Origin of the sequence: Brevibacterium litoralis, assembly GCF_040212315.1 — a bacterium.
Lineage (GTDB): Bacteria > Actinomycetota > Actinomycetes > Actinomycetales > Brevibacteriaceae > Brevibacterium > Brevibacterium litoralis.
The window spans coordinates 1-12343 of the sequence record NZ_JBDIUY010000021.1 but is presented as its reverse complement, the minus strand read 5'-3'; the positions used below and the strand labels follow the sequence as shown (position 1 = coordinate 12343).

The following is a 12343-nucleotide window of genomic DNA, read 5'->3' as shown; positions in this document are numbered from 1 at the left end:
TGGGCGTCCACGCAAAACGCTCGGCTGGGCGACCCCAGCCGAGCGATTGCGGGAACTGTTAACTTCTGCGTGAGCCCGTACCACCGTACGAGTGTTGCAACGACCCCTAGAACCCAAGACGTGCAGGGCGCCTCGGCAGCGGTTCGGGAAGCGGGATCAGACGAAGTCGGTGCGGATCTCCGGCTCGCGGTCCGCCCAGGCGGCGGCCGTGTGGGTGGGGTCGACGGTGTCGTGCGGGCGGGGTGCGGCGGGAGCGGTGCCGTCACCGAAGGGGGACCCACCGAAACGCTCGTCGCGACCGTGCGGGGTGAGCCAGCCGGAGAGGTCCGGGCCGGTCGGCACGATCTGCGTGGGGTTGATGTCCGTGTGGACCACGTAGTAATGGGCCTTGATCTGCGCGAAGTCGATCGTGTCGCCGAAGCCGGGGGTCTGGAAGAGGTCGCGGGCGTACGCCCACAGGTTCGGGAAGTCGGCCAGGCGCTGCCGGTTGCACTTGAAGTGGGAGTAGTAGACGGCGTCGAACCGGGCGAGTGTGGTGAAGAGGCGGACGTCGACCTCGGTGATCTCCTCACCCATGAGGAAGCGGCGGGTCTCCAGGCGGGCCTCGAGGGTATCGAGCGCGTTGAAGAGGCGCACGAACGCCTTGTCGTAGGCGTCCTGGGAGCCTGCGAACCCGCAGCGGTACACGCCGTTGTTCACCTCGGTGAAGATGTACTTGATGAGCGGGTCCATCTCGGCCCGCAGGTGCTCCGGGTAGAGGTCGGGGGCGCCCGCGCGGTGGTACTCCTTCCACTCGGAGGAGAAGTCAAGGGTCATCTGCGCGTAGTCGTTCGTCACGACGCCGCCCGAGGGGATGTCGACCATCGCCGGGACCGTGATACCGCGGGGGTAGTCGGGGAACCGGGCGAAGTACGCCTGCTGGATCCGCTCGTAGCCGAGGACCGGGTCGACCCCTCCCTCATCGAGATCGAAGGTCCAGGAGTTCACGTCGTGGGTGGGGCCGGGCATGCCGACGGAGATGACGTCCTCCAGGCCGAGGAGGCGGCGGACGATGAGGGTGCGGTTGGCCCACGGGCACGCGCGTGCGGCGACGAGGTGGTAGCGGCCCGGCTCCACCGGCCACTGGGCGTCGGGGGAGTTCAGGATCCGGTCCTCGATGTAGTTCGTGTCCCGGTTGAAATCCTGGCCACTCGTCACGTAGTTGCCCTTGAGCCCTTCGCCGGGGGCCGTCCGGTTCGTCTCGGTCATGGCTGACTCCTCGCTGCCTCGGTGGTGCCGGGGTGTGTCGACGTGCCCGTGTGGGGAGCACTGTGGTGTCGGGGACACCGTACTGTCGGAAACACTACGCCCCATGTGGTTGAAGGTTCAACGACATGGGGCGTAGTTGGTGTTGGGATGTCTTAGGAGTGTTTGGATTTCACTCCGGGTGGCGGGTCACTCCGGCTTGGGTGCGGAGTAGATCTCCTCGATCGCCTCGGCGAAGTCGGCGTTGACCAGGTGGCGCTTGACCGACTGCTTGGCCGACAGGTAGCCGTTGTCCTCGGAGAGCTCGACGTCCATGACCCGGAAGCTCTTGATGCCCTCCGCCTTCGACACCGTCGCATTCACCCGCTCGACGGCCTTCTCGATGGCGGCGTGGACCTTCGGGTCGCTCGCGGCCTGCTCCAGGGACATCTCCGGCAGGTGGTGGTTGGCCAGCCAGGTCGGCAGCATCTCGGAGTCGAGGAAGATGAGCGCGCTGATGAACTTGCGGTTCTCGCCGATGACCACCGGCTGACCGATGATCGGGTGGCGGCGCAGGGCGTCCTCGAGCGGTGCCGGGGCCACGTTCTTGCCGCCGGAGGTGACGATGAGTTCCTTCTTGCGGCCGGTGATGCGCAGGTAGCCGTCCTCGTCGAGCTCGCCGATGTCGCCGGTGGCGAACCAGTCGTCGGCGAAGGTGCCGGCCGTCGCCTCCTCGTTCCGCCAGTAGCCGTCGAACACGGCCACACCCTTGACGAGCACCTCGCCGTCGGGGGCGATCGCGACCGCGCAACCGGGCAGGGGAGCACCGACGGTGCCGATCTTCACCTTGTCCGGGATGTTCACGGTGATCGGGGCGGTCGTCTCGGTGAGGCCGTAGCCCTCGAGGACGGTGAGTCCGATGCCCTTGAAGAAGTGCCCCAGGTGTTCACCCAGGGGACCGCCGCCGGAGACCGCGTGCTTGGCCCGACCGCCCATGACGTCGCGCAGCTTGCCGTAGACGAGCTTGTCGAACAGGGCGTACTGGAGCTTGAGTCCCAGCGGGACCTTCCCCTCGTCCTGGGCGCGGGAGTAGGCGACGGCGACCGCCTCGGCCTTGCGGAAGATCTTCTCCTTGCCGCCGGCCTCGGCGTTCGCCAGAGCGGCGTTGAAGACCTTCTCGAAGACGCGCGGCACGCCGAGCAGATAGGTGGGCTGCACCTGGCCGAGGGAGGGCACGAGCTTCTTGAGGTCGCCCTCGAGGGCCAGGGTCGTCCCGGAGTTGATGCTCAGCACCTGGATGAACCGGGCGAACACGTGGGCGAGCGGCAGGAACAGCAGGCAACGGGCGTGCTCGCCCATGACGCCGGAGATCTGGTGCTCGGCGGCCTGCCCGGTGAGGATGAAGTTGTTGTGGCTGAGCGTGCAGCCCTTGGGCTTGCCCGTCGTGCCGGAGGTGTAGATGAGGGTGGCGGGCGAGGCCGGATCGACACCCGCGCGGCGGGCCTCCAACTCCTCGTCGCTCACGGACTCACCCGCGGCGATCATCGCCTCCAGGCCCTCCGAGCCCCAGACCCAGGAGTTCGACTCCTGGCCCTCCGTGGCCCTGCGCACACGCTCGGCGTGCTCCTCGGACTCGACGAAGCCACGCCTGACCTCGGCGTCGGTGATCATCCAGGTGAGCTGGTCGACGGAGGAGGAGTCGTAGAAGGGGACGGTGACGGCACCGGCGAACCAGATGGCGTAGTCGGAGAGCGTCCACTCGTAGGAGGTCTTGCCGAAGATGCCCACGCGCTCACCGGGCTCGATCCCGGCGGCGATGATGCCCTTGGCGAGTGCCCGGACGTCGGCGACGAACCGTGCCATCGTCACCGGCTCCCAGGTGCGATCGTCACCCTCGCCGTCCGGGCGGAGGAAGGCGACGTGCTCGGGGTTGGCCTCCAGGCGGCGCAACAGCACATCCGTGGTCGTCGAGCCGGAATCGGGTTCGAACCCCGTCACGGGGGTCGCGGACTGGCGCATTCGGGTGTCGGTCACGGGGTGCTCCTGATCGTCGAGGTGCTGCTCGCCGTCGAGCAGCGTGTCGGTGTCGCGCGGTGTCGCGCGGTGTCGCTCATCGGACTGTGTCTTCGGACACCGATCCTATTCCGCTCCACGTCCGCGCGCGAAAGTGTGCGGCGCTGAGACGTGGTTCACATGTGACGATCAGTATCGGATATCGGGCGCGGATTGTCGACCCGGGCGGGTTGGTGCCCCCGGCAGGGCGCCTCGTCCGCGGCCCGGTTCCGGGTCGGCGCGTCCGTCCGGACCCTGGCGTAGCATGGGAGGTCTGTTGTCCACCAGGAAGAAGGAACGGATCCATGACACACGCCAGCGAGAACACGGTCGTCGAGCAGACGGGCGGCGCGGACACGCTCCAGCGCGCCGGATTCCGCTACGACGCCGCTCTTGCGGGCCGGATCGAGGAGAAGTGGCAGACCCGCTGGGAGGACCGGCGGACCTACGCCGCTCCCAACCCCGTCGGTGACCTGGCGGACGCCGAGGGTGCGGGCGCCGGGGACGCGACGGGCGCCTCGGCCGCGGATTCCGTGTACCTCATGGACATGTTCCCGTACCCCTCCGGCAAGGGCCTGCACGTCGGGCACCCGCTGGGGTACCTGGCGACCGACGTCTACGCGCGCTACCAGCGCCTGTGCGGCAAGAACGTCATGCACGCCATGGGCTACGACGCCTTCGGCCTGCCCGCCGAGCAGTTCGCCGTGCAGACCGGCCAGCACCCGCGGGTGACGACCGAGGAGAACATCGCGAACATGCGCCGCCAGCTGCGCCGCATGGGCCTGGGGCACGACCCGCGGCGGTCCTTCGCGACGACCGACCCGGAGTTCGTCACGTGGACCCAGTGGATCTTCCTGCAGATCTTCTGCTCCTGGTACGACCCGGAGGCCACGAACCCCGCCGGTACGAAGGGGTCGGCGCGCCCGATCTCCGAGCTCGTCGCGCAGTTCGAGGCCGGACGGGACACCGGCCGGGGCGCCTGGGCCGACCTCGACGCCGCCGCGCGGGAGTCCGTGCTCCAGGAGTACCGCCTGGCCTACGTCTCCGAGTCGCCGGTCAACTGGTGCCCGGGCCTGGGCACGGTGCTCGCGAACGAGGAGGTCACCGCCGAGGGCCGCTCCGAGCGCGGCAACTTCCCCGTCTACACGCGCAAGCTCAAACAGTGGAACATGCGCATCACCGCCTACGCGGACCGCCTGACCGACGACCTGGAGACGGTCGACTGGCCCGAGGCCGTCAAGAGCATGCAGCGCAACTGGATCGGCCGCTCGACCGGTGCCTTCGTGTCCTTCCCCGTCGGTGCCGCGCAGGTGGCCGATGCCGCGCACGTCATCGACGTCTACACGACCCGCCCGGACACCCTGTTCGGCGCCACCTACGTGGTGCTGAGCCCCGAGCACCCCCTCGTCGACGCCCTCACCGTCGACTCCTGGGAAGCCTCGGTGCCCGCCGCCTGGCGCGGGACCGATGCCGAGGGTGCCCCGGCCGCCACCCCCGCCGAGGCGATCGCCGCCTACCGTGCACGCGCGGCGCGCATCACCGACGTCGACCGGCAGGAGTCGAAGGAGAAGACCGGTGTGTTCACCGGCACCTCCGTGACGAACCCTGCGACCGGCGAGGCGATGCCCGTGTTCGTCGCCGACTACGTGCTCATGGGCTACGGCACCGGCGCCGTCATGGGTGTGCCGGCCGAGGACGCCCGCGACTGGGACTTCGCCAAGGCCTTCGGTCTGCCCTACATCCGCACGGTGCAGCCGACCGAGGACCACGACGAGGACTCCGCCTTCACCGGCGAGGGGCCGAAGATCAACTCCGCCAACGCCGAGATCGACCTGAACGGCATGGACGTCGCCGCCTCGAAGGCCGCGATGATCGAGTGGCTGGAGGGCCAGGACCGGGCGCGCGCGACCACGCAGTACCGCCTGCGCGACTGGCTGTTCTCCCGCCAGCGGTACTGGGGTGAGCCCTTCCCTGTCGTCTATGACGAGGAGGGCACCCCGCACGCGCTGCCGGCAGACCAGCTGCCGGTCGAACTGCCGGAGGTCTCCGACTTCTCGCCGCGCACCTTCGAGCCGGACGACGTCGAGAGCGAGCCGGAGACGCCGCTGAGCCGCAACGCCGAGTGGACGACGGTGACGCTCGACCTCGGCGACGGACCCAAGCAATACACCCGGGAGACGAACACGATGCCCAACTGGGCCGGGTCCTCCTGGTACCAGCTGCGTTACGCGGACCCGCACAACGACGAACTCCCGGTCGACCCGGCGAACGAGGCGTACTGGCTCGGCCCGCGCGAGGGAGCGCCCTCCGGTGGAGCGGACCTGTACGTCGGCGGAGTCGAGCACGCGGTGCTGCACCTGCTGTACTCGCGGTTCTGGCACAAGGTGCTCTTCGACCTCGGGCACTTGAGCTCCTGGGAGCCCTTCCACAAGCTCATCAACCAGGGCTACATCCAGGCCTACGCCTTCACCGACTCCCGCGGCGTCTACGTGCCGGCGGACGAGGTGACCGAGAAGGTCGCCGAGGACGGCACCTCGACGTGGTGGTACCGCGACGAGGAGGTGAACCGCGAGTACGGCAAGATGGGCAAGTCCCTGAAGAACATGGTGACGCCCGACCAGATGTACGCCGAGTACGGCGCGGACACCTTCCGCGTCTACGAGATGTCCATGGGTCCGCTGGAGATCTCCCGCGCCTGGGAGACCCGCGCGGTCGTCGGCGCCCAGCGGTTCCTGCAGCGCGTGTGGCGCCTGGTCGTGAACGAGGACGACGGCTCGCTGCTCGTGACGGACGCGGCGGCCGACGATGAGACCCGGAAACTCGTGCACCGCACGATCGCCGGTGTCCGTGAGGACATGGACGCCTTCCGGTTCAACACGGTCGTCGCCAAGCTCATCGTGCTCACCAACCACCTGACGAAGGCCGGGGTCGCCCCGCGCGAGGCGATCGAACCGCTCACCGTCATGCTCTCGGTCCTGGCCCCGCACATCGCCGAGGAGATCTGGGAGCGCCTGGGGCACGACACCTCCGTCGTCCACGCCGAGTTCCCGGCCTTCGACGAGGCGTACCTGGCCGAGGATCTCGTCACCTGCGTCGTCCAGGTCAAGGGCAAGGTGCGCGACCGCCTGGAGGTCGCCCCGGACATCGACCCGGCCGAGCTGGAGAAGCTGGCGATCGCCTCGAAGGGGGCCCAGCGCACGCTCGACGGCGCCGGGATCCGCAAGGTGATCGTCAAGGCACCGAAGCTGGTGAACATCGTCCCGGACGCGTGATCCACGGCCCGGAACGTTCCACGATGTGGCCTCTATCACCCCCGGGTGAAACACACCGGACACCCGGAGGTGGATACAGTGACGCCATGAGCGCTCTCTCCGAACAGATCCGTAATTCCCTGGGAGTCGTCCCGGAGATCGATCCCGAGGCGGAGATCCGCCGCCGGGTGCAGTTCCTCGTCGAGTACTGCCTCACCTCCGGTGCGAACGGGTTCGTCCTCGGGATCTCCGGAGGACAGGACTCCATGCTCGCCGGACGGCTGGGTCAACTCGCGGCCGAGAAGCTGCGCGAGAAGGGCCACGAGGCCGTCTTCGTGGCGGTCCGTCTGCCCTATGCGGTCCAGGCCGACGAGGCGGACGCGCAGACCTCCGTCGACTTCGTCGCCCCGGACGAGTCGGTCGTCTTCGACATCGCCGGCGGCACCGACGGCATGGCCGCCTCCTTCCGGCAGGCCACCGGGTCCGACATCAGCGACTTCAACAAGGGCAACGTCAAGGCGCGGATGCGCATGATCGCGCAGTACACGATCGCCGGCGAACGGCGGCTGCTCGTCATCGGCACCGACCACGCCGCCGAGGCGCTCACCGGGTTCTTCACCAAGTACGGCGACGGCGGCGCGGACATCCTGCCCCTGTCCGGTCTCACGAAGGGGCAGGGCAAGCAGCTGCTGCGCCACATGCAGGCACCGGAGTCGATCATCACGAAGACCCCGACGGCCGATCTCCTCGACGGACAGCCCGGGCAGGCCGACGAGGAGTCCCTGGGCCTCAGCTACGACCAGATCGACGCGTACCTGACCGGCGAGGACGTCCCCGCGGAGGTCTCCTCGCAGATCGAGTCCCGGTACATCGCCACCGAGCACAAGCGCCGCCTGCCGGTGACGCCGCTGGATTCCTGGTGGATCCGTCAATGAGGCGCCCTGTTCTTCTCGACATCGTGTGACGGGCGGGGCATGACGGCTGGGCGCCTCTGGATTCGTGGCTTGTGGCCCGGATGCGCCCATGGGTTCGTGGCTCTGGGCATGGTGCGGCGGTGGTTGATCGAGTGTTCGCAGCGCGATCGAGTGTTCACGCATTCTCGATCGGGCTGTCGTTGATCGAGGATCTGTGAACACTCGATTCGGCTCTGAACAGTCGATGGCGGGGCAGTGCCTGCCGCTGAAGCACTCGGCCGTGATCGCGGATGGGTGATCGGGCGGGTGACGTCGGGGTGGAGCGGGCCGGATCAGGACCCGACGGACTGCACGAGGTTGAGCAGGGCCGTGCCGCACCAGGCCGCGAGCGTGATCGCGGCGAGGGTGACGGCCACGTAGACCGCGGCCCGCCACCGGTGACGGGCGACGAAGAGACGGACGACGTCGACGAACACCGTCGAGAAGGTCGTGAGACCGCCCAGGAACCCGATGCTCACGATCGTGAGCCAGGTCGTCGGCAGGCCGAGGACCGCACCGGCCGCGAAGGCACCGAGCACGTTGATCGCGAGGACCCCCCAGGGCCAGATCGAGGGACGCGGATCCGTGTTCGACTGCGGGGTCTGCCACAGCCAGTCCGAGAACAGCGCGACGAAGGCGCGGTCGAGCAGGTACCGGGCGACGGCACCCAGGCCACCGGCCGCGGACACGAGCAGGAGCAGTTCGGTCCCACCGATCACTTCTCGTCCTCCTTCGACGTGGAGTCGTCTTTCGTCGCCGGCTCCGCGGGGACGACGGGCATCGCCTGGGTCGGTTCACCCTCGGTGCGCGGCGCGGCGGTGCGGGCCTCCGCGTCGTTCTTCGCCTCGGCGGCCTGTACCGGCCTGTCGGACGGTTCGCCCGCGGTCGCCTCCTCGGCCTCGCCCGCAGTCGCCTCCTCGGCGGCGGCGATGCCGAGCTCGGAGTCGGGGTCCGGGACGACGACCGGACCCAGTCCGGTGTCGGTGTCGACACCGGTGGCGGAGAACACCTCGCCCGCGGGAGGATTCCGGTACTTCCCCCGCAGGAACCGACCCAGGAACCAGCCGAGTCCGGCCCCGACGATCCCGATCGCCAGTGCCAGGCCCATACCGGCCCAGCGGTCGGCGCCCTGCGCCTGGGACAGCCCCAGGCCGAGGGCCGAGGCGGTGGTGAGCGCACCGGCCAGGCCGGTGCCGAGGAACAGGCGGGCGAGTGTCGCGCGCTTGCCGGGCACGTACACCAGTGCGCTCAACAGGACCGCGAGGAGGAATGTGCCCCCGGCGTTGGCGAAGTGGACACCCACCTCGACGGTCGCGAACGGCCCGGGGAGCGCGTCCATGAGCGACACCCGGCCCCAGGTGCCCACCGCACCGCCGAGGAACACCGTCGGCACAGCCAGGTACCACGGGACGGCAGAGGGGTTGGGCACGGAGCGGCGGATCCGGGGGCGGCGCGACGAGGGCCCGGAACCGGTGGGCCCGGATCCGGAGTCGGTCGCGGGGGAGGAGGGCGCCTCGTCGTCGCTCACGGCAACACCTCCGTCTCCAGCGCGATGCGCTCGAAGGTCCGGCGGGCGTCGACGAAGGCGTCCACGCGGCGTTCACCGGCCTCCTTGGCCGCCGAGAACTCGCGCCACCCGTCCCCACGGACGTCACCGGGGCGGATCTCCCGGACCTCGTCGGTCGCCTCGGTCTCGGCGTCGATCCACTCGACGAATCCCTGCGCGGACCGGTGCAGCTCCATGAAGGCCGTGTGGACGCGCGGGTCGTCGAACCGGGTCCGGGCCGTGTCGGTGAGGAAAGCGCGTACGGGTTCGAGGAGCGCCTCGGGCGTCGGGGTGAAGCCGCCGGCCAGGCGCAGGTGCGGCAGCAGTCCGTCCCCGGACGGGAACGCGTCGAGGATCCGGCGGGCGCGGGTGGTGTCCTCGGAGGGTTCCTGATCGGTGATCGCGGCGGCGGAATAGCCCTCACCGATCGCCCCACGCGCCTCGGCGAGTTCCGCCCGCAGTCCGTCGATCCGCCGCTGGGCCGTGGCCCACTCCCGGGCGAGGAGCACCAGCACTCCCAGCGTCACCAGGGACGACACGAGCGCGATGATCCAGGCGTGGGGATGGAGCGGGGGGATCGCGGTCGACAGGAGGACGACGGCCGCCAGGACCGCGAGCACCGCCGCGGCCGGAGAGTTGAGCAGGAAGTCGGTGAGTCTCTTCACGTGGTTCAGGGTATCGGTCGGACTCCGCGCGCGTGCGCTCCCACCCCGGGACCCCGCGGGCTACTCTGGGACCCGTGAACACCGTCGACACCGCACCCCCGAGCGCGGCCCCGGCCGCCCAGGTCCCCTCCCACGCGGACCGTGGCGAGGCGCGCGCCGCCGTCGGTGTCGTCGTCGACTCGACGGCCATGATCCGTGGCACCGCCGCGGCCGCGCTCTCCGCCCGGTTGGAGGGCCGATTCGCCGTCGTCGACCTCCACGTCGAGGTCGACCCCGACCCCGCCGCCGAGGCGCCCTCCACCCCGGACGCACCCGTGACCTCCGCCGAGGGCGGGGACGACGCAGGGGACGCGGGCGCGGATGCGGAGTCGGCGGGTGATCCGGTGTCCCTGCCGGACTCCGCCTGGGACGCGGCGACGCTGTGCCGCGCGATGGACGCGGGACGGGGCGTGCGGACCTCGATGCCCTCCTCGGCGGACTTCGTGCACGCCATCCGGTCGGTCCTCGACGCCGGTGCCGACCAGGTCGTCGTCCTCACCCTCTCCGCCGAGTTGTCCGGCACCCACGGGTCCGCGATCGCGGCGGCCGGAGGCGTCCGGGAGGTCGCACCGGTCCACGTGGTCGACTCCCGGACGACCTCGGCCGTCCTCGCCGCGGCGACCCGTGCCGCGGTCACCCGGGCCGAGGCCGGCGGATCGATCGACCAGGTCGTCCGCGCCGCGCAGGACGTGCTCGACACCGGGTCGGCGATCGCCTTCGTCCCGGCGGACCTCGTACACCTGCAACGCGGCGGACGGATCGGCGCGGCCGCGTCCCTGCTGGGCAAGGCGTTGTCGATCGTCCCGGTCCTCACCCTCGAATCCGGTGCCGTCGCGACGGTCGGGACCGTGCGCACCCGCAAGCGTGCCGTCACCCGTCTGGCCCGTACCGTCGTGCAGCGGGCTGTGGAGATCCGGGAGGACCGTGCGTCACAGGACGGTGCGGACGGCACGGACGTCGAGCACGGCAGCGACGTCGGGACCTTCGACGGCCGCACCCCGTGGACCCCTGCCTTCGTCCTCGTCCACTCCGAGGACGTCCCGGCACCGGGCGAGGAACCCGTCGCCGACGTCCCGGCCCTCGACATGGCCCTGCGGCAGGAGGCGGTCGCGGCGGGTCTCGTGGGCGAACCGACCGAGCTCGTCGTCCACGAGGACGTCCTCTCGACGGTGATCACCGCACACGTGGGCCCGGGTGCACTCGGCGTCGCCGTCGTCCCCGCCGAATACACCGCGGGCTGACCCACCGCGGGATCAGCTGCTGGTCCGGGACGGGGAGTCCTGCTCGTCCTCCTCGGCCTCGAGGATCCGGGTGTGCTCCCGTCGACCGTGGGTCAGTGTGCGGAAATCGGTCCCGGAGTCGAACTGGGTGCCCAGGCTCCCGGCGACGACGCCGATCGCGGCGGACATCCACGCGATGTCGAGGTAGTGCTCGGGCCCGGCCTCCTCCCCGAGCGTGGAGGACAGGAATCCGGGGTCGATGACGACGACACTCGCGAGCAGGACCCCTGCGAACAGCGCGGTGTACAGGGCGAGGACGCACAGCACGAGGGTGAGCACGGTCGACACGTTGTACACCACGGTCCCGTACCGCCCGGGTCGTCCCGGCGGGCGGTCCCACAACCGGTGTCCGTGATGGAGCCAGAGGACCATCGAGACGACGGCCATGACCCCGATGAGCGCCATCCGCGCGGTGGAGAGTGCGGCGGCCATCTCCCAGATCGACGTGTAGAAGACCCCGAAGGCACTCGTCGCACCGGCGGCCGCCATCGCGCTGCCCAGGCGGGGAACGGTGCGCCAGGGTTCGTTCGTCACCACCATCCCGACGACCATGCGGGCAGCGCCGAGGGCACGAGTGCCGAGCAGGACGTGGTGGTGGGCCCGGTGGTGGTCGGAGTAGTCCTCCGGGGTCCACACGTGCCAGCCGCGCCCACGCACGGAGTCACCTGGAGCCGCCGCGGGGTCCAGGGCCCGGAGGACACACTCCGCGAAGACCCGGACCAGGCGCCGACGCGGTGAGAGGACTCCGAGCGCCGGGCAGGAGACGAGTGCGGCACGGCGCTCCGGGAGGACCTCGGCGACGAGCGTCCGGTGGATGCGGTACCGGGGCATCTCCGTGAGGACCAGGAGGACGTGGCGGTCGTCGGCTGCCGACCGATTGGTGCGGCCCGAGGTGGGGTGCGGATCGACCGGGTGGTCCGGGTCGGAGGCAGGGCCCGGTGCGTCGATCCGGGAAGCCAGAGTCGCGATGTCGATGGAGTGGTCGGGGGTGATGGGGTGACGGCCTCGTCGACCTCGACGTGGACCGAGTCGTCCAGGCGCGAGCGGAGGTCCTCGGACAGGAGGTCGACGACGGCAGCGGCGCGGGCACGGGGAACACCGGGATCGGAGACGAAGGTGACTCTGGTCGGCACGGGACCTCCAGGGGACGGGGAGGGACGGGATCGGGTACCGGGGCGAGGGCGGACCGAGTGATATCGGATTCGTCATCAGTTTCGACGGGAACGGTTCCCGACGCAACGGACCATGCCAGGTCGCGACCGGATCAGGGGAGAAAGGACCGAACTCGGGTCACAGGCGGCGTTCACTCCCCGTGCCGGTCCCTGTGGACGGC

Annotated in this window: 9 protein-coding genes; 3 read left to right on the top strand and 6 right to left on the bottom strand. The window is 70.1% G+C overall.

Annotated elements, in window-relative coordinates:
* Positions 1 to 156: 156 nt before the first annotated feature.
* Positions 157 to 1248, bottom strand: a complete 1092-nt coding sequence (locus tag AAD496_RS07540; RefSeq protein WP_349828045.1) for a glutathione S-transferase family protein — start codon at positions 1246 to 1248, stop codon at positions 157 to 159.
* Positions 1249 to 1434: 186 nt separating this feature from the next.
* Entirely contained in the window at positions 1435 to 3243 is a 1809-nt protein-coding gene (locus AAD496_RS07535) for an AMP-dependent synthetase/ligase (protein ID WP_433913742.1), read from the bottom strand.
* A gap of 338 nt (positions 3244 to 3581) precedes the next feature.
* Here AAD496_RS07535 and AAD496_RS07530 point away from each other — a divergent pair, with 338 nt between their 5' ends.
* On the top strand, positions 3582 to 6548 hold the full coding sequence (locus AAD496_RS07530; protein WP_349828043.1) for a leucine--tRNA ligase: 2967 nt from the start codon (positions 3582 to 3584) through the stop codon (positions 6546 to 6548).
* 86 nt (positions 6549 to 6634) lie between these two features.
* Positions 6635 to 7462: an NAD(+) synthase gene (gene nadE, locus AAD496_RS07525; protein WP_349828042.1), complete on the top strand. Its 828-nt coding sequence runs from the start codon at positions 6635 to 6637 to the stop codon at positions 7460 to 7462.
* Between the two features lie 311 nt (positions 7463 to 7773).
* On the opposite strand, the gene AAD496_RS07520 is transcribed toward nadE, so the two are convergent.
* From AAD496_RS07520 to AAD496_RS07510, 3 genes are read right to left on the bottom strand one after another with little or no spacing between them, the layout of a single operon-like run.
* Complete coding sequence (locus AAD496_RS07520; protein WP_349828041.1) at positions 7774 to 8199, bottom strand: fluoride efflux transporter FluC; 426 nt, start codon at positions 8197 to 8199, stop codon at positions 7774 to 7776.
* Positions 8196 to 9008 (bottom strand): fluoride efflux transporter FluC, encoded by an 813-nt coding sequence (locus tag AAD496_RS07515; protein WP_349828040.1) that lies wholly within the window; start codon positions 9006 to 9008, stop codon positions 8196 to 8198. Before AAD496_RS07515 ends, AAD496_RS07520 begins: the two co-directional genes overlap by 4 nt.
* The gene (locus AAD496_RS07510; RefSeq protein WP_349828039.1) at positions 9005 to 9691 is read right to left on the bottom strand and encodes a hypothetical protein; all 687 of its coding nucleotides are present in this window, start codon (positions 9689 to 9691) and stop codon (positions 9005 to 9007) included. Before AAD496_RS07510 ends, AAD496_RS07515 begins: the two co-directional genes overlap by 4 nt.
* A 74-nt stretch (positions 9692 to 9765) precedes the next feature.
* Between AAD496_RS07510 and AAD496_RS07505 the strand changes: the two genes are divergently transcribed.
* Positions 9766 to 10971: a DegV family protein gene (locus AAD496_RS07505; RefSeq protein ID WP_349828038.1), complete on the top strand. Its 1206-nt coding sequence runs from the start codon at positions 9766 to 9768 to the stop codon at positions 10969 to 10971.
* Between the two features lie 12 nt (positions 10972 to 10983).
* Here the strand turns inward: AAD496_RS07505 and AAD496_RS07500 are convergent, their stop codons facing one another.
* Entirely contained in the window at positions 10984 to 11841 is an 858-nt protein-coding gene (locus AAD496_RS07500) for a hypothetical protein (protein WP_349828037.1), read from the bottom strand.
* Positions 11842 to 12343: the final 502 nt, after the last annotated feature.